General features: G+C 59.8%; 16 protein-coding genes. 12 read left to right on the forward strand and 4 right to left on the reverse strand.

Annotated features, from left to right (window positions below; genetic code table 11):
• Positions 1 to 15: 15 nt before the first annotated feature.
• Positions 16 to 2,916, forward strand: a complete 2,901-nt coding sequence (locus UB23_RS12355) for a bifunctional diguanylate cyclase/phosphodiesterase (protein WP_045059588.1) — start codon at positions 16 to 18, stop codon at positions 2,914 to 2,916.
• Here the strand turns inward: UB23_RS12355 and UB23_RS12360 are convergent.
• Together UB23_RS12360 and UB23_RS27995 are read right to left on the reverse strand one after the other, a co-directional pair.
• Complete coding sequence (locus UB23_RS12360; RefSeq protein ID WP_045059589.1) at positions 2,853 to 4,202, reverse strand: MFS transporter; 1,350 nt, start codon at positions 4,200 to 4,202, stop codon at positions 2,853 to 2,855. The genes UB23_RS12355 and UB23_RS12360 overlap by 64 nt on opposite strands.
• 95 nt (positions 4,203 to 4,297) lie before the next feature.
• Positions 4,298 to 7,102 (reverse strand): EAL domain-containing protein, encoded by a 2,805-nt coding sequence (locus UB23_RS27995; protein WP_236695855.1) that lies wholly within the window; start codon positions 7,100 to 7,102, stop codon positions 4,298 to 4,300.
• A gap of 381 nt (positions 7,103 to 7,483) precedes the next feature.
• Between UB23_RS27995 and UB23_RS12370 the strand changes: the two genes are divergently transcribed.
• The 11 genes from UB23_RS12370 to madM all read left to right on the forward strand — a co-directional run bounded on the left by UB23_RS12370 (position 7,484) and on the right by madM (position 16,177).
• Positions 7,484 to 8,179: a tRNA (adenine(22)-N(1))-methyltransferase gene (locus UB23_RS12370; RefSeq protein ID WP_330218105.1), complete on the forward strand. Its 696-nt coding sequence runs from the start codon at positions 7,484 to 7,486 to the stop codon at positions 8,177 to 8,179.
• 121 nt (positions 8,180 to 8,300) lie between these two features.
• Complete coding sequence (gene tspO / locus UB23_RS12375) at positions 8,301 to 8,738, forward strand: tryptophan-rich sensory protein TspO (protein ID WP_045059591.1); 438 nt, start codon at positions 8,301 to 8,303, stop codon at positions 8,736 to 8,738.
• A 118-nt stretch (positions 8,739 to 8,856) separates the two neighbouring features.
• On the forward strand, positions 8,857 to 10,527 hold the full coding sequence (mdcA, locus tag UB23_RS12380; protein ID WP_045059592.1) for a malonate decarboxylase subunit alpha: 1,671 nt from the start codon (positions 8,857 to 8,859) through the stop codon (positions 10,525 to 10,527).
• Positions 10,527 to 11,402, forward strand: coding sequence for a triphosphoribosyl-dephospho-CoA synthase (locus UB23_RS12385; protein ID WP_045059593.1), 876 nt, complete (start codon positions 10,527 to 10,529; stop codon positions 11,400 to 11,402). The genes mdcA and UB23_RS12385 overlap by 1 nt, the downstream gene beginning before the upstream one ends.
• Positions 11,402 to 11,701, forward strand: coding sequence for a malonate decarboxylase subunit delta (locus UB23_RS12390; protein WP_045059594.1), 300 nt, complete (start codon positions 11,402 to 11,404; stop codon positions 11,699 to 11,701). The genes UB23_RS12385 and UB23_RS12390 overlap by 1 nt, the downstream gene beginning before the upstream one ends.
• On the forward strand, positions 11,694 to 12,545 hold the full coding sequence (locus UB23_RS12395; RefSeq protein ID WP_045059595.1) for a biotin-independent malonate decarboxylase subunit beta: 852 nt from the start codon (positions 11,694 to 11,696) through the stop codon (positions 12,543 to 12,545). Before UB23_RS12390 ends, UB23_RS12395 begins: the two co-directional genes overlap by 8 nt.
• Positions 12,542 to 13,345, forward strand: coding sequence for a biotin-independent malonate decarboxylase subunit gamma (gene mdcE / locus UB23_RS12400; RefSeq protein ID WP_045059596.1), 804 nt, complete (start codon positions 12,542 to 12,544; stop codon positions 13,343 to 13,345). Before UB23_RS12395 ends, mdcE begins: the two co-directional genes overlap by 4 nt.
• On the forward strand, positions 13,339 to 14,022 hold the full coding sequence (locus UB23_RS12405) for a malonate decarboxylase holo-ACP synthase (RefSeq protein WP_045059597.1): 684 nt from the start codon (positions 13,339 to 13,341) through the stop codon (positions 14,020 to 14,022). The genes mdcE and UB23_RS12405 overlap by 7 nt, the downstream gene beginning before the upstream one ends.
• Positions 14,019 to 14,930, forward strand: coding sequence for a malonate decarboxylase subunit epsilon (mdcH, locus tag UB23_RS12410; RefSeq protein ID WP_045059598.1), 912 nt, complete (start codon positions 14,019 to 14,021; stop codon positions 14,928 to 14,930). Before UB23_RS12405 ends, mdcH begins: the two co-directional genes overlap by 4 nt.
• Positions 14,931 to 14,994: 64 nt before the next feature.
• On the forward strand, positions 14,995 to 15,411 hold the full coding sequence (madL, locus tag UB23_RS12415) for a malonate transporter subunit MadL (protein WP_045059599.1): 417 nt from the start codon (positions 14,995 to 14,997) through the stop codon (positions 15,409 to 15,411).
• A gap of 1 nt (position 15,412) precedes the next feature.
• Positions 15,413 to 16,177 (forward strand): malonate transporter subunit MadM, encoded by a 765-nt coding sequence (madM, locus tag UB23_RS12420; RefSeq protein ID WP_045059600.1) that lies wholly within the window; start codon positions 15,413 to 15,415, stop codon positions 16,175 to 16,177.
• A 156-nt stretch (positions 16,178 to 16,333) separates the two neighbouring features.
• Here madM and UB23_RS29300 read toward each other — a convergent pair whose 3' ends face one another.
• Together UB23_RS29300 and UB23_RS30260 are read right to left on the reverse strand one after the other, a co-directional pair.
• On the reverse strand, positions 16,334 to 17,596 hold the full coding sequence (locus UB23_RS29300; protein WP_152644268.1) for a hypothetical protein: 1,263 nt from the start codon (positions 17,594 to 17,596) through the stop codon (positions 16,334 to 16,336).
• Positions 17,593 to 17,957 (reverse strand): hypothetical protein (locus tag UB23_RS30260; protein ID WP_236695856.1); only part of this gene is annotated, 365 nt, incomplete at its 5' end. The genes UB23_RS29300 and UB23_RS30260, both read right to left, overlap by 4 nt.

Consider the following 17,957-nt stretch of genomic DNA (forward strand, 5'->3'; position numbering starts at 1 on the left):
GCCCAGGGAGCGTTAATGAGTTTTGATCCGTTGCACGGCTCCCCGCAGCCATCGAGCGAACGCGCAGCCGATGCCGCTCAGCCGCCACGCCCCGCAGACCCGCTCAGCCGGGCTCCGGCGGGCGGGCATGACGCGATAGAACGACTGCTCGATTCGGCGCGCAGCGCTGCCCACACCCGCCATTGGGCGGTTTACCGCGCCGGTGAGCAACTGCATCTGGTCGGGCAGGGCGAGCCGCAGGAACATTGGCCGGCCATCGTTGGCAACGAAGACTTCGAAGCGTTCTGCCTGAACAGGCGCCTGCACCGCTGGTCAACCGGCCGGGGCGAAACGGTCCTGGGGTGGTTACTGGCGCCCCAGGATGATGCCGCCGACCCGACGCTGGCCGAGTTTGCCCAGCGCCTGGGCATCGAGGTGCAGACCAACACCCTGGCGCGCGCGCAGATTACCCAGCGAGTGCTCTATGAAATCACCTACCTGGCCAGTTCGACCCGCGACCGCTTCGTGTTCCTGGTGGGGGTGCACCGGCTGCTGGCCAGCCTGATCGACGCCGAGAACTTCTATCTCGCGCTGTACGACCCGCACACGGGCAAGATCGACTACCCGTACTACGTCGACATCATCGATGTGGATGCCGTGGAGGCTGAACACTACGAGTACCTGGACCCCGCGCACCTGTCGTTGACCGGGCAAGTGTTGACCAGTGGCCAGCCGCTGCTGATCGACGCGGCCGGCATGCTCGCGGCCCAGGAGGAAGGTCGCTTCTACTGCGTGGGAGACCGTCCGGAGTTCTGGATGGGCGCGCCGCTGAAAAATGCCTCTGATGAAGTGTTCGGCATGCTGGCCATGCAGGTCTACGAGGTGTCCCGCACCTACAGCGCTGAGGACCGCGCGCTGTTCCTGGTGGTGGCCCGTCACGTGGCCATGGCGCTGGACCGCATTCTGCACCGTGAGGACCTGGAAGCGACGGTGATGCGCCGGACCCTTGAGCTGTCGGCACTCAACGACGCGCTGCGCCAGGAAGTGGCGGATCGCGAACGCGCCGAACACCTGCAGAGCGCGCTGTTCCAGATCGCCGAACTGTCGAGCCGGCCGGGGGACATGACCGAGCTGTTCGAGACCTTGCATGGCATCGTCGGTGAGCTGCTGTTCGCCCACAACTTCTACATCGCACTGTTCGACGACGCCAACGGCGAAGTCACCTTTCCCTATTATGTCGATGAGCGCCAGACCACCCGCCCGCTGGCACGCCGTGGGCGCCGGGGCTTGACCGAGTATGTGATCCGCCAGCGGCGACCATGCCTGGTGGATTCGGCCGAGGCCGAGCGCCTGTCCGCCACCCATGAAACCGAACTCGCCGAGGCGCATATGCGTTCCTACTCGTGGCTCGGTATTCCGTTGTTCGATGGCGATGTGGTACGGGGTGTGCTCGCGGTGCAAAGCTATACCTCGCAGGTGCGCTATACCCTGCGCGATCAGGAGCTGCTGACGTTCGTCTCGCGGCATATCGACACGGCGTTGTCGCGTCGTACGGCAGCCGAGGCGATCCATGCCGCCAACCTCAAGCTTGAAGCCCGGGTACAGAACCGTACCCGTGAGCTTGATCACGCCAATGCCAAGCTGCAGCACGAGAACCTGCACGACGCGCTGACCGGGCTGCCCAACCGTACTTGCCTGCAGCAGCGTCTTGGCGTGGCCTGGTCGCGGTTCGGCAGCGAAGGCGGGCATCTGGCGGTGATGTTCATCGACCTCGACCGGTTCAAGATGGTCAATGACAGCCTCGGCCATCACTTCGGCGACCTGCTGTTGATGCAGGCCGCGCAACGCCTGCGGGGTTGCCTGCGGGAAACTGACCTGCTGGCGCGCCTGGGCGGCGACGAGTTTTCGGTGCTGGCACCGGACGCGCCGCTGGAAGTGGTGATCGACATCGCCGAGCGGATCCTGGTGGCGTTCGACCTGCCGTTTTTCATCAACGGCCTTGAGGTGTTTTCATCCTGCAGCATCGGTATCGTCAGCGCCGACAGTCAGTTCCATCACGAGCCGGCGGACTTGCTGCGCGATGCCGATGCGGCTATGTACCGGGTCAAGAGTGCCGGGCGCGACAGCTTTGCGGTGTTCAACCAGGAAGTGCGCCGTGAAGTCTCGGACCAGGTCGAGCGCGAAGGGGCGCTACGCAACGCGCTCAAGCGCACCGATGAGTTGCTGCCGTATTTCCAGCCGATCGTCAGCGTCGCAACCGGCGAACTGCTGGCGCTTGAAGCGCTGATTCGCTGGCATCAGCCTGGGGGCCGGGTAATCGGGCCGGGCGAGTTCCTGCCGGATGTCGAGGGCTTGCGCCTGATCGGTCGCCTGGACCTGTACATGCTCAATTGCATTGCGGTGATCCTCGCCCAACCGGAGCACGCCAACTGGCCGCCGGTGCACGTTAACTGCTCCAGCTACAGCATGACGCGTCCGGAATTCGCCAGTGATGTCCTGGCCCTGCTGGCCCGCCACCAGGTCGCGCCTTCGCGCATCTGCCTGGAGCTGACCGAAGGCGCGCTGGTGGCGGAGCCGGCGATAGCCCGACTGACCATGCAGCAATTGGCCGACAACGGCATGTCGGTGGTGCTCGATGACTTCGGCGCCGGTTTCTCCTCCCTGAGCTATGTGCACCAGTACCGATTCAGCGGCTTGAAGATTGATAAGTCGTTCATCCTCGAACTCACCTCCAGCCCGCGCAGCCGGGCGATCGTGCGGGCGATTGTGCGCATGGCCGAATCGCTGGACCTGAGCGTGGTGGCCGAAGGCGTCGAGGACCAGGCGACGCTGGACTTGCTGCGCGAAATGGGAGCGACGCAAGCCCAGGGGTATTATTTTGCCAAACCGATGAGTTTGGAGGCGCTGCTGGAGACGTTGCCTGTCGGAATATCGTGAAGCGAAATCCTTGAAGTCTCGCGCAGGGCCAGGCCGCCGGCGAGCGCCAGCAAGGCAATGGCGATCAGGTAGAACGCCGGCGAGAGATTGCTGCCGGTGGTGCTGATCAGCCAGGTCGCCATCAGCGGCGCGGTGCCGCCGAACAGGGTGTAGGCCATGTTGTAGGTGATCGCCGACGCGGTGTAGCGAGTGCGGGTCGGGAAGGTTTCCGAGAGCAATGCCGCGGTGACCACGTTGCACAAGACTGCGCCAATCGCCAGCAGCAACACGCCCAGGATAGACGCGGCAAACGACCCGGAACTGGCCATCAGAAACGCTGGGTACACCACCACAATCAACAGCACGCAGGCGCTCGCTACGGTCATCCGTCGCCCCACCCGGTCTGAGTACAACCCGGCCAGCGGGCAAATCAGCGCGGCAAAAATCAGGGCGATCAGCGACACCAGCAACGCTGTTGCCCGACTCAGGCCGCCGGCAACTTGCAGGTACGTCGCAAAATAGGTGGTGAACATGTAGAACGACAGGGCCGTCAGCGAGATGAAGGCGCCCAGGCAGCAGATGGCTTTGCCGTGGTCGCGAAACGTGTCCCTGAGCGGGGAGTGTGCCACCGCATGCTGTTGGGTCACGGCCTGGAAAGCCGGCGTTTCATCCAGCCTCCAGCGCAGATACAGGCCTACCAGCCCCAGTGGCGCGGCAATCAGGAACGGCAGGCGCCAGCCCCAACTGCCCATGGCTTCAGCGGACAAGGACGCTTCGAGCGCGTAAGCCACCACCGCCGCCGAGGCGAACGCCGCGAAGGTCGACACCGGGATGAAACTGCCATACCAGGCCCGTCTGTCATCAGGCGCATGCTCCATCAGATAGGCGCAGGCACCCGCATACTCACCGCCGGCGGAAAACCCTTGGGCGCAGCGGATCAGGCTCAACAGCACCGGGGCCATGACACCAATCGCCGCGTACGTGGGTAACAAACCGATCAGGGTCGTCGCGCCGGCCATCAGCAGGATTGTCATCGCCAGGGTGCGCTTGCGCCCAATCCGGTCCCCCAGCATGCCAAAGAAAATCCCGCCCAGGGGCCGAAACGCAAAGGCCACGGCAAACACGGCGAAGGTTTTCAGCAGTGCGACGCTCGCATCGCCACTGGGGAAAAATTGCTGGGCGATGGTCGTTGCCAGAAAGCCGTAGACGGCAAAATCAAACCACTCGACAAAATTGCCGATAGCGGCGGCGACTATCACTTTTCTCAGGGTCTTCGGGCTGACCTGCTCTGCGGCGGCGCTTGTCATGCTGAACCTCGACGTTTCATCCGTTAGCCTGCGATTATCCGGGCAACGGCTGAAACGTCTCAGCTCAAAAGTGTCGTTGACGTATTCAGGACCGACTACTGTCGTCCATTCAGCCAGGCCTCATAATCTGCGGCAGGCATTGGCCGGCCATACAGGTACCCCTGTGCCTGATCGCAGCCTGTCTGCTTGAGAAAGCTGTGTTGCGCTTCGGTTTCCACGCCTTCGGCAATGATCTTGAAGCCCAGGGCATGCCCCAATTCCACGATGGTTTTGGTGATCGCCACATCGCGCGAATCGTTGGGTAGATCGGAAATAAAGCTGCGATCGATTTTCAGATGGTCAATGGGTAAGAGTTTGAGGTACGCCAGCGATGAGTAGCCTGTGCCAAAGTCGTCGATGGAAGTGGTTACGCCAAGTCCTTGCAACGTGCCGAGGACTTCCCTGGAATGCTCGGGACTGGCCATCATCAGGCTTTCAGTAACTTCTACCTCCAGCACATGCGCGGGCAAGTCGAAGGCTCGCAAGGCACTTTTGAGGGTTTCGACGAAATCGCTGCGGTCGATTTGCAGAGGCGCCACATTGATGGCGATGACACCGTGCACTATCTGCAGATCAGCCCAGCGCCTGATATCCCTGCAGACCATTTCGATCACTTGCTCGCCGATCTGGATGATCAAACCGGTGTTTTCCGCCAAAGGTATGAATTCGCCGGGGAAAATCAGGCCCTGTAAAGGATCGCGCCAGCGAACGAGCGCCTCGGCGCCTGCAACTGTATTGTCCAGCAGGTTGATTTTTGGTTGATACCACACTTCAAATTCATGGTTGAGCACTGCACGCCTCAAGAAGCGCTCGCCATTGAGTCTTTCCTGGGCTCGCAAGGTCATTTCAGGCTGGTAAAAACGGTAGTCGTTGCGTCCCCCCTCCTTGGCGCCGTACATGGCCGTATCCGCTTGCCTGAGTAATTGCTCAGGCGTCTCGGCGTCGTGGGGCGCCACTGATATGCCGATGCTTGCCGTCACCAAGGTGGAAGTGCCTTTTAAATCGAAGGGTTCCTGAAGTGATACCAGGAGTTTTTTTGCAACGATGATGGCGTCGGTGGGGTGGGCAAGATTGTTCAGTATCAGCGCAAACTCATCACCTCCCAGACGGGACACCGTGTCCTCGGAACGCACACACGCCAGGAACCTGGACGATGCCAGTTGCAGAAGCAGGTCACCAAGGGAGTGACCCAGGCTGTCATTCACTGTTTTAAAGCCATCAAGATCCAGCACCACCACTGCCAGGAACTGGTTATAGCTCAGCGACAAATCGAGGGAATGCTGCAGCCGTTCATTGAACAAGGCTCGATTGGGCAGGGCGGTCACCGGGTCGTAATGGGACATTCGCTCCAGATCGGATTGCGATTGGTTGATCGCTGAAATGTCCGAAAAGACCGCAACGTAGTTATTGACGTTGCCATCTTCATTGTAAACAGCGTTGATGGTCAGCCATTCCGGAAAAAGCTCGCCGTTTTTTCGCCGGTTCCATAGCTCGCCGCGCCACAAACCGCTGGTCTTCAGGCTTTTGAGAATCTGCCGGTAAAAGGCGTTGTCTTGCTTGTCAGTGATGAGTATGTTCGGCTTCAAGCCTATGGACTCCTCGGCACTGAAGCCTGAAATCTTCATGTAGGCTGCGTTGACCGAGAGTATATGTCCGCGTGCATTGGTGATGATCACACCGTCAGCGGTGTTGTCCAGAACGATTCCCGCAAGACGCAGCTGATCGGTGCGTTGTTTGATTTCGGTGATGTCGGTGGAAATCCCCAACACCCCTGAAGCCTGCCCACTTGGCCCTTTCAAAATGCACTTGGTCGTCAGGTAGGTGCGCGTCATACCCTGTTTTTTGACCTGATCCTCAAAACGTAAACTGCCGCCGCTCGAAATCACGTGTTGGTCGTTTTCGCGCAGGGTTTTGGCCTCGATAAAGGGCAGATAACTTTCGCGGGTTTTGCCCTCCATTTCCTCGAAAGTAAGACCAGCAGCTTGTTCGAACATGCGGTTGCACAGTCGAAGTTTGCCCTCAGTGTCGTAGACGTAAATGAGTGATGGGGCGTTGTCGACGATGTCGAGCAACAGGGCTTTCTGCGTCCGCCGTTCTTCAACCTCGTGGGCTAATTGAGCATGGCGTTGGCGAACCAGCAGATGGCTCTTGCTCAGTTGCGCGGCGAAAAAGGTGAACAAGCCGGTGCAGGTGAGGGCCACCAGAAACAGCGGCGATTTGAACAGGGAACTCGCCGGCCAGCCCTGCTGCGGCAGCGCCGCGAGCTCCCATTGGCCACCTGGAACATCAACTAACGTGGTGACTGCGTCACCCTCGAATATTTCAGGCGCACCGTAGATCATCGCGCCGCTTGCACCTGTTCCATCTTCTCCGCGAAGGGCCAGTTGCAAGTTTTTATTGTCAACGATACCGCTGGCAGTGAGCAGTTGAAGCACATCTGCGACGACTGAAGCATTGCCCCAGTAAGTTTCTTCGCCGCCAGAGTGGCTGATGAAAACGGGTCGACGATGGATAAATGCCAGGCCGCCCTGAACCAAATGTACGGGCCCAGCCAAAAGCGCTTCTTTTTGTTCGCGAGATCGTTCGATCGCCCGGTATTGCTCAGGAATCTTGCGATAGTCCAGCCCCAGGACTTTGCGGTTTCCTTCCAGCGGAAAGATATTGCGCACGACGTCGTCAGGCGCCAGCGCAATGTGGCGAATATGCGGCTGGGATGAAATCGCCTGCCGGGCCATTCCGTCGAAATGAGCAGATGAAATTTCACCATCTACTCTCACCAGCTGGCCAATGCCTTCAGTCACATCAAACGTTGAGCGCACTTCGCTCTCAAGGTGCGCCCTGATATTGGCCAGCGTGGACATTACCTGGGCTCTCGCCGCCTGGGATTCTTCTCGTGAATCCAGGGTGCCAAGGGTGACGGAGAGGACGACTCCGGTCAGGAAAATGCTGCCTGGCAGTGCGAATGTCCGCCACGATCGTGGTTGGGCAGTAACCGGGCCATCACTTGTGTCGTTCGCCGTGCCAGCTCGGGTTCTTCTCAAAGCGTCAATCCCTGAAAGTCATCATTGAAATCGAACGGCGTAAACCGGTGGCGATTATGCATATCGATGTTGGATGAATTTGACTCTTCAGTGGTTCCACTGATCCGACGACCGCCGCTTATTGAAATCCATACCATTGGCCGACACAATCGCATCCCGATCCGGCTACGGCCCGGATACCCGTGCAAGAAGGAACCGCAGTTGAACCAACATACACTGTCCATGCGTCTTGAGCGCGTTGCGGCGCAAGTGCCCGCCGGGGCGCGCCTGGCGGATATCGGCTCGGATCACGGCTACCTGCCGGTGGCCTTGATGCGCCGTGGCGTGATTGCGGCCGCGGTAGCGGGTGAGGTGGCGCTGACGCCGTTCCTCTCGGCTGAGCGCACCGTGCGTGAAAGTGATCTGGATCAGCACATCACCGTGCGCCTGGCCAATGGCCTGGCAGCGATCGAGCCGGGTGACGGAATTACGGCCATCAGCATCTGCGGCATGGGCGGCGAGACCATTCGCGACATTCTCGAAGACGGCAAGGCGCACCTCGGCGGTCACGAGCGCCTGATCCTGCAACCCAACGGCGGCGAGCCGCCATTGCGCCAATGGCTGATGGACAACGGTTACCGCATCCTCTGCGAGGAGCTGCTGCAGGAAAACCGCTTCTATTACGAAATCATCGTGGCCGAACGGGATGTACCGGTGCAGTATTCTGCCCAGGAGTTGTACTTCGGCCCGCTGCAGATGCAGGCCCGCAGCCCGTTGTTCCTGGCCAAGTGGCAGCGTCTGCTGCAGCAAAAGCACAAGACCCTGGGCAGCTTCGCCATGGCGCGCAAGGGCGTCGCGGAGCACAAGGTGCAAGACCTGGCCCGTCAGGCCCGGTGGATCACCGCGTTGCTGGGGTGAGCCAGGCCGGTGAAAAACAATTGCCCCCCGCAGACTTTTTCGCTTCCCCGGGTTGTCCAACCCTGAGACTGCCGTCACGGCTTTTCCAAACCAGATAGCTGGCCTCAGCTAAGGACAGATGATGACCTTTCTAATATTTCTCATAGCCTGCGGTGCTGCGGCGAGCACCGGGATCATTTTCAAACCCGGGCAATGGTACGAAGAACTCAACAAACCCAGCTTCACGCCGCCAAAATGGCTGTTTCCTGTGGCCTGGTCGATTATCTATCTGTTGCTCGCCTGGGCGGGGTATCGCTTGAGCCTGATGCCCGGAAGCCAGGTGGTACTGGCCCTGTGGGCGGCACAAATTGCCTTGAATACGCTTTGGACTCCGGTGTTCTTTGGCGCCCACCGGATCTTCGCCGGGATGGTGATCATCTCGCTGCTGTGGCTGGTGGTCGCGGCGATGGTCGTGCTGGCTTTGCGCCTTGACCTAATCACCGGCTTGATTCTGTTTCCGTATCTCATCTGGCTGTGCGTAGCCAGTGCGCTGAACTTTTCGATACTGCGCCACAACTGAGTGCCTGGTTCAGCGGTGAATCGTTACGCTAACCGTAACGGTTCGTCGCTGTGCTTGATTGATGCACCCCCGCAACACTCCTAAGGTGAGACCACGACAGCGAACCTCTGGAGTGGTCATGACAACAACAATATCCCCCGACCCGCGATGGACGCGGCGACGCAGCGAGAAGCAGCGGCGTCTGGAGCTGGTCAAGGATTTAGCCGACGGCGCGGTGCTGCCCACCGAGAAGATCGTCCAAGCCCTGCAAGCGTTGATCCTGCCCGGCGATCGCGTGGTTCTGGAAGGCAATAACCAAAAGCAGGCGGATTTCCTCTCCCGCTCCCTGGCCCAGGCCGATCCGGCGAAACTGCATGATTTGCACATGATCATGCCCAGCGTGGGGCGGTCCGAGCACCTGGACCTCTTCGAACGCGGCATCGCCCGCAAGCTCGACTTCTCGTTTGCCGGCACCCAGAGCCTGCGCATCAGCCAGTTGCTGGAAGACGGCCTGCTGGAAATCGGCGCGATCCACACCTACATCGAGCTCTATGCGCGGCTGGTGGTGGACCTGATCCCCAACGTCGTGCTGTCGGCCGGTTTCATGGCCGACCGTGCCGGTAATATCTACACCGGGCCCAGCACTGAAGACACGCCCGCCCTGATCGAGCCTGCCGCGTTCAGCGACGGCATTGTGATCGTCCAGGTCAATCAACTGGTGGACGACGTCAGCGAGTTGCCGCGCGTCGACATCCCGGCGTCCTGGGTCGATTTCGTCGTAGTCGCCGACAAACCGTTCTATATCGAGCCGCTGTTCACCCGTGACCCGCGGCATATCAAGCCGGTGCACGTGCTGATGGCGATGATGGCGATTCGCGGCATCTACGAAAAACACAACGTGCAGTCGCTCAATCACGGCATCGGTTTCAACACGGCCGCCATTGAATTGATCCTGCCGACCTACGGCGAGTCCCTTGGCCTCAAGGGCAAGATCTGCCGCAACTGGACCCTCAATCCGCACCCGACCCTGATCCCTGCGATCGAAAGCGGCTGGGTGGAAAGCGTGCACTGCTTCGGCACCGAACTGGGCATGGAACACTACATCGCTGCGCGGCCGGACGTGTTTTTCACCGGGCGCGACGGCTCCCTGCGCTCCAACCGGATGTTTTGCCAACTGGCCGGGCAATACGCCGTGGACCTGTTCATCGGCGCGACCCTGCAGGTGGATGGTGACGGGCATTCCTCGACCGTGACCCGCGGGCGCCTGGCCGGTTTTGGTGGCGCGCCGAACATGGGCCACGACCCCCGCGGGCGTCGTCATGACACCCCGGCCTGGCTCGACATGCGTCACGGCGATGCGCCCGAAGCCATGCTCGAACGCGGCAAGAAGCTCGTGGTGCAAATGGTTGAAACCTTCCAGGAGGGCGGCAAACCCACGTTCGTCGAAACCCTCGACGCAGTGGAAGTGGCCAGGAAGAGCGGTATGCCGCTGGCGCCGATCATGATCTACGGCGACGACGTCACGCACCTGCTGACCGAAGAAGGCATCGCCTATCTGTACAAGGCGCGTTCCCTGGAAGAGCGCCAGGCGATGATCGCCGCCGTGGCCGGGGTGACTGCCATCGGCCTGCGGCACAACCCCAAGGACACTGCGCGCATGCGCCGTGAAGGTCTGATCGCCTTGCCTGAAGACCTCGGCATCCGTCGCACCGACGCCACTCGCCAACTGCTAGCGGCCAAAAGTGTCGCGGACCTGGTGGATTGGTCCGGTGGCCTCTACAACCCGCCCGCCAAGTTCAGGAGCTGGTAATGCACGCATTCAACCTGCAAGCCAAACCCGTGACCCTGGCCGAGCGGCTGGCGGACCTGGCCGTCGAGGCGTTGATCGATGAAGCTGACCTGTCGCCCAAACCCGCTCTGGTCGACCGTCGCGGTAACGGCGCTCACACCGACCTGCACCTGGGGCTGATGCACGCCTCGGCGCTGACCCTGTGGCCGGCCTTCAAGGAAATGGCCGAAGCCGCTATCGAATTCGGCGAAGTGGGCTTGCCCCTGCGCGAAGCGATTGGCCGCATTGGTAGGGAAGGCGAGCGAGCGATGCTCGCCACCACGGGCGGAATCAATACTCATCGAGGCGGGATTTGGGCCTTGGGATTGCTGGTCACGTCCGCAGCACTCGCGCCGCAATCCCGGGCTGCCCATGCGGTGGCTGCACGTGCGGCGCGGCTGGCGTTGCTGGATGACGCTGATGCACCGCGTGTTCTCAGCCATGGCGCCCAGGTGGCACAACGTTACGGCGCTCGCGGTGCGCGGGAAGAGGCACAGGCGGGTTTCCCGGCAGTGATCCAGCGGGCTTTGCCGCAGCTGCAACGCAGTCGCGACGCCGGCCATGGTGAGCAGAATGCCCGGCTCGACGCGTTGCTGGCGATCATGGCGCAACTGGCCGATACCTGCGTGCTCTATCGCGCCGGCGAACCGGGTTTACACGCCATGCAGCAGGGCGCTCGGGCGGTGCTCGACGCTGGTGGCAGCGCCAGTCTTGCCGGGCGTCGCCGTCTGCACGAACTCGACCAACAACTCATCGCATTGAATGCCTCGCCCGGCGGCGCCGCGGACTTGCTCGCAGCCTGCCTGCTGCTCGACCGTATCGCATCTGGCGACGGCATGATTCAGGGAGCGTTCTGATGGAAACCTTATCGTTTGAATTCCCCGCCGGGCAGCCGCCTCGCGGCCGTACCCTGGTGGGCTGTGTCGGCTCCGGGGACCTTGAAGTGCTGATCGAGCCGGGTCAGGCCGGCAAACTGACCATCGCCGTGCAAACCTCGGTCAATGGCAGTGAACAGCGTTGGCAACACCTGTTTGCCCGGATGTTCGAGGGGCAGGCCTACCCGGCAATGGCCATCGAAATACATGATTTCGGCGCCACTCCCGGCGTGGTGCGCTTGCGCCTGGAACAGGGCTTCGAGGAGATCGGCCATGACTGACTTAACCACGTTGGCCAACTCATGCAGCCTGGTCGAACTGGGTGCCCGGCAAAGGGCCCAAGCGTTGCTCGATACCGGCACGTTTCGCGAATTGCTCGACCCGTTCCAGCGAGTCATGTCGCCGTGGCTGGCGCGCCAGGGTGTGGTGCCTCAAGCCGATGACGGCGTGGTCATCGCCAAGGGCCTTCTCAACGGTTTGCCGGTGGTGATTGCCGCCATCGAGGGCGCTTTCCAGGGCGGCAGCCTGGGTGAAGTCGGCGGCGCAAAAATGGCCGGCGCCCTGGAGCTGGCCGCAGAGGACAACCGTAACGGGGTGCCGACCCGCGCCGTGCTGCTCCTGGAAACCGGCGGTGTAAGGCTTCAGGAAGCCAACCTGGGCCTGGCGGCGATCGCCGATATCCACGCAGCGATTGTCGATCTTCAGCAGTACCAGCCGGTGGTGGGCGTGGTGGCGGGCAGCGTCGGTTGTTTTGGCGGGATGTCGATCGCGGCCGGGTTGTGCAGTTATCTGGTGGTTACGCGCGAAGCACGTCTGGGCTTGAACGGCCCGCAAGTGATCGAGCAGGAAGCCGGACTTGAGGAATACGATTCCCGCGATCGGCCCTTCATCTGGAGCCTCACCGGTGGCGAACAACGTTTCGCCAGCGGCCTGGCGGACCGCTATGTCGCCGACGACGTGGTGCAGATCCAGCAGCACATCAGTGAATTACTCCAACAGGGTTTGCCGGCCCGGCGGCGCAGCCAGCAGGCGGCGCTATTCCTGCACCGTCTGGCGCAACTGGACACCGAACCGCAAATCGAGCCGGCAACGGTTCGCGACCTGTACCGAGGAGAGCGCTCATGAGTTCGTATTCCCTACGCGGCCTGCATTGGTTCCAAGCCTTGAGTGCAGGCGCAAAATTGCTTGAGGGGCTGCCGCCATCGTTGCGAGTTGCAGACGCGGAGCTGGGTGGTAAGGCCGCGCGCTTTATCGCATTAGTGGCCGATCCGCACAACCGCTTTCCCCGGGCCCGTAACGGCGAAGTGGGGCTGCTGGAGGGTTGGGGCCTGGCGAGTGCCGTGGATGAACTGATCGCAGCCGATCAGGATAAACCTTGCAAACGCGCGGTGATCGCCATTGTCGATGTCCCAAGCCAGGCCTATGGCCGGCGCGAAGAGGCGCTGGGCATTCACCAGGCATTGGCCGGGGCGGCGGACAGCTACGCCCGCGCCCGTCTGGCTGGTCATGCGGTGATTGGCTTGCTGGTGGGCAAGGCCATGTCCGGGGCTTTTCTGGCCCACGGCTATCAGGCCAACCGCTTGATTGCCCTGCGTGATCCGGGCGTGATGGTGCATGCGATGGGCAAGGCATCGGCCGCCCGGGTGACACTTCGCAGCGTCGAAGAACTGGAAACCCTGGCCGCCAGCGTGCCGCCCATGGCGTATGACATCGACAGCTACGCCAGCCTCGGCCTGCTGTGGGAAACCCTGTCGGTGGAGCAGATCGAGCGGCCCACCGCCAACGATGTGGCGCGGGTGACGGAGTGCCTGGGTCTGGCGGTTGCCGATGTGGCTGGCGGCAGTCGCGACCTGAGCAGTCGTCTGGGTGCGACTAACCGTGAGGCTTCGAGCAAGGTTCGCCAATTGCTGAGGGCTCAGTGGTGAACGTGTACTTGGCCCACGATCTGCTCTGGGGCATGACTGTGCAGCAGCTGCCGGCAGACGCGCCTGAGTGGGTGTTCGATTCGATCCGCGCAGGGCACCCGGTGGTGGTGCGGCGAGCGCTGGGTCCCGCGGGTGAAATACCGGTCGGGGTGCGTGGGCGTTTGCGTGAACACCGCTTTGCCGCGGGCATGCGGGTTGATTCGGTTCGTCAGCGGGTGCAACCCGAATCGCTGTGTCATGTTTCGAGCGAGCGCGACCTGCCAGCGCTGCATGCCCTGAAGCACCTGCGGCCAATGCTTGATGACTGCGGTTGGGTCTGGGGGGTGAGCGGCAGCGCCGGGTTCGAATTGGCCAGCGCCGGGTTCGAATTGGCCAGCGCCGGGTTCGAACTGGCCCGCGCCGGGTTCCATCTCGCCAGCGCAGCGCTGGCCTTGCACCCGCACAGTGACCTGGACTTGATCCTGCGCACGCCCGAGCCGTTGCCTCGGCTCCAGGCCCGGGAGTTGTTGAAGATTCTGGATAGCGCAGCATGCCCGGTGGATATGCAGTTGCAGACCCCCTTGGGCGCGGTGGCATTGCGCGAATGGGCTGGGCGCTCGGACCGGGTATTGCTCAAACAGGCCTGTGGTGCTTGCCTGACTGCAGATCCATGGAACCAGCGGGAGCAGGCAGCGTGAGCAGTTTGCTGGTGTTTCCGGGGCAGGGCACCCAGCAGCCGGGGATGCTCCAGCGGCTGCCCCGCGAGACTGTACTCGAAGCGAGTGCAGTGCTCGGCGAAGATGTCCTGCTGCTGGATTCAGTGCAGGCCCTGAAGTCGACGCGGGCGGTGCAACTGTGCTTGCTGATCGCTGCAGTTGCCGCCTCGCGCCAGTTGGCGACAGTGCCGCATTACGTGGCCGGCTTGTCCATTGGCGCCTATCCCGCTGCGGTTGTGGCCGGTGCCTTGAGCTTTGCCGATGCACTGCATCTGGTCAGCCTGCGCGGTGAGCTGATGCAACAGGCCTACCCGGCCGGTTACGGCATGACCGCGATCATCGGGCTCGATCTGGCGCGCTTAGAAACCCTGGTAGCCCAGGTTCACGGAGCCGACTCGCCGGTGTATCTGGCCAACATCAACGCCGATAACCAGGTGGTGATTGCCGGCAGCGATGACGCCATGCAGGCGGTCGCTGTACTGGCGAAGGCTCACGGGGCGGGCCTGGTCAGGCGCCTGGCGGTCAGCGTTCCTTCCCATTGCCCGTTGCTCGACAGGCCTGCGGCAACCCTGGCTGAAGCCTTTGCCAAGGTGCAATTGAACACCCCGAAAACCCGCTATCTCAGTGGCAGCCGCGCACGGCCAATCATCAACACCGAAGCCTTGCGTGATGACCTGGCCTTCAACATGTGCCGCGTCGTCGATTGGCGCGGCACCGTGCAAAGCGCCTATGAGCGCGGGGTGCGCCTGCAGATTGAAATGCCACCCGGTGCGGTGCTGACCGGCCTGGCAAAACGGGTATTTGAACAGGGCACGGTGATTGCCTTCGAGGGTGCGCGCCTCGACACCTTGCAGCTGCTGATGCATGAGGAGGGAAGCCGCCAACCCTAGACCACGCTCAGGCCTTCGAACAACAAAAACAACATTCGACGATGCACATTGAGGAACTACAACAATGATTATTTACGGTGTGGCGTTGCTGGCGATCTGTACGCTGGCAGGGGTGATCATGGGTGACATGCTCGGCGTAATGCTGGGAGTGAAGTCCAACGTGGGTGGTGTGGGTATCGCGATGATCCTGTTGATCTGCGCACGTTTGTGGATGCAAAAACGCGGCGGCATGACCAAGGATTGCGAGATGGGCGTCGGCTTCTGGGGCGCCATGTACATCCCCGTGGTGGTCGCGATGGCAGCCCAACAGAACGTCGTCGCGGCGCTGCACGGTGGCCCGGTGGCGGTGCTGGCGGCGATCGGTTCGGTGGTGATCTGCGGCGCAACGATTGCCTTGATCAGCCGGACTCATAAAGGTGAGCCCTTGCCCGACGAGCCTGAGGCCCTGAGCCCGGTCGGCACGCCAGTGGGAGGTCGCTGATATGTGGGACCTCATCGAGAAAGGCCTTGAGCATAACGGACTGATTACCGCCTTTGCGTTTGTTGGCGTGATCATGTGGGTGTCGGTGGTGTTGTCCAAGCGCCTGACGTTTGGGCGGATCCATGGTTCGGCGATTGCCATCGTCATCGGGCTGGTACTGGCGTGGGTCGGAGGCACCCTCACAGGGGGGCAGAAAGGCCTGGCGGATCTTGCATTGTTCTCCGGTATCGGTTTGATGGGTGGCGCGATGTTGCGTGACTTTGCCATCGTCGCGACGGCGTTTGAAGTGCAAGCCACCGAGGCAAAAAAAGCCGGGCTGATCGGGGTGATTGCGTTGTTGCTGGGCACGATCCTGCCATTCATCGTCGGGGCTAGCATTGCCTGGGCTTTTGGGTATCGCGATGCGGTGAGCATGACCACCATCGGCGCCGGTGCAGTCACCTACATCGTCGGGCCGGTCACCGGCGCGGCCATTGGTGCGAGCTCGGATGTGGTGGCGCTGTCGATTGCCACCGGTCTGATCAAGGCGATCCTGGTGATGGTCGGCACCCCCATGGCAGCGCGCTGGATGGGCCTGGATAACCCGCGCTCGGCCATGGTCTTCGGCGGGTTGGCCGGCACGGTCAGCGGCGTGACGGCAGGGTTGGCTGCGACTGATCGGCGGCTGGTGCCTTATGGGGCGCTGACGGCGACTTTCCACACCGGGCTTGGGTGCCTGCTTGGGCCTTCGTTGCTGTACTTCATTGTTCGGGGGATTGTCGGGTAGATTCTCGGAGCTTGTTAACGCCCGTCTCCACATTCACCGGTCCATGAGCTGCTCGGTGAAATGTGGAGTTACACAGATCTAACCTTCACAAAGGTGGAGTAGGCTTGGATTGGCGGGGCTGAAATTTTATGGGAAAGTTAAAATTCTTGTTCGATGTCATTTGGAAGGTTTTGCTGTGGCTCGAATAAGAGTTATGGCTAGGCAATATGCCGTCATTAGAGCAACTAAGCTATAGCTTAGGCCCTCAATTATCCTCTCAGGATTAAAAATTAGGCTGCTCGCAGTGATGATGAGGATGAGGGTTAATGTTGTGGCAAGTTCGCTGACAAGAAAAAAAGATACTGCATCGCTATCGCTCGCGTTATGGAGGACTTCATTTGATGTTAGGCGGGTAAATATCGTACCGATCACCACGCCTAATAAACAAAACAACGCCAGCGATAAAAAGAAAGCAATGTCCTTGCTTGTAAGTGCCAGCAGTAGAGAAGTGATAACAGTTGCAATCAAGCAGGAGGATGAGAGTTTGATGTTGGATCTGCTGATGATAAATCTGGATATCGCAAGCCTCCCTAATATAGTAGATGCCAAAAATACGATGTACGCAATCAGTGAGCTCCCTAACCAAGAAAATTGCTGGGCTAAGCCCAAGAGGTCACTATGCCGATAAAGCAAACCTATTGCGTACATAAATATCAACGATTCAAATGCGTTTCCCGCAACATAGCCTGTTATTTGCACTGGGTATTTCGTCGCAATAGTGAAATGCTTAAGATATGCGTGATGTCCTGAATGTAAAATAGTTCTACTTGCGTTGATGGGTCGAAGGTCGCTGTTCGATATGTATATTTGCGTTGATCTCAGTAGTAGTAGCATCGACATTATTGTTGTTGTGGCATAAAAATAGGACGTAGCATTTATTAGAAGGGAGGCCGTCAGTAATAAAACCAATGGGGTTCCAATGCGAATGTATAGAAGATGGTTGAATACTTTGATGTAATCAGCGGCTTTGCCAGTCATTTTTATATGTAAGGTGTTATAAGCTGGTCGGAAAGATGCTTTTAAACAGCCTGTTCCTGCTGAGTCGCACACGAAAGCCATCAGAATCAAGCTCCAGCCTGTGTACCAATATCCAAGCAATGATGCCCAAAATCCCAGCATCAGGAAAAAAGCGCATGCCAGTTTGAATATAAAACCATAGATGGTGGTATTGGCAGTGCCCAATCTACATACAAAGTAGTGACCAATGTAAAATTCCACAAATAAGGAGATGATTAACTGCGTTGCAAGCGAGAATTCCAACGAAAACTGGCCTAAACTTGGGCTGCTTGCAATTAGTGCTAGTTCGAGAATGGTTGCTCCCATTGCAACGCCACCATACAAGGCATCTGATCTAGCGACGAGTGTGTGTGCACTTTTCATTCGTTTGCTCTATAAGTTATACCGGGCTCTAGAGTAAGGTTTTTATATAGGGTGGACGGCGCGTAAGCGCGACCGTAAAACATCAGTGTCGTATATATTGAGTCCAGATCGTAAGGGATTAGTGTGAATTTCTCAAAAGGTTGCTTCGTGGTATACACTGGAGTTCCAACTTTGCCATTTCTAAAGTCTTCGTAAAGTAATAACTCGAAATCAGTATTTGAGTTCTTGGTGGTATCGTTAAAAAAAATACCGCAGGCTGCATCGTTGAGATTTCTATAGGTGCTCCCAGCCGTGTGCATTTGTTCAAATACGTTGGTTAAAATATTATCTCCATAGATTGATTGTAGATATCTGATAGTAT

This window comes from Pseudomonas sp. ES3-33, assembly GCF_000952175.1.
GTDB lineage: Bacteria > Pseudomonadota > Gammaproteobacteria > Pseudomonadales > Pseudomonadaceae > Aquipseudomonas > Aquipseudomonas gregormendelii.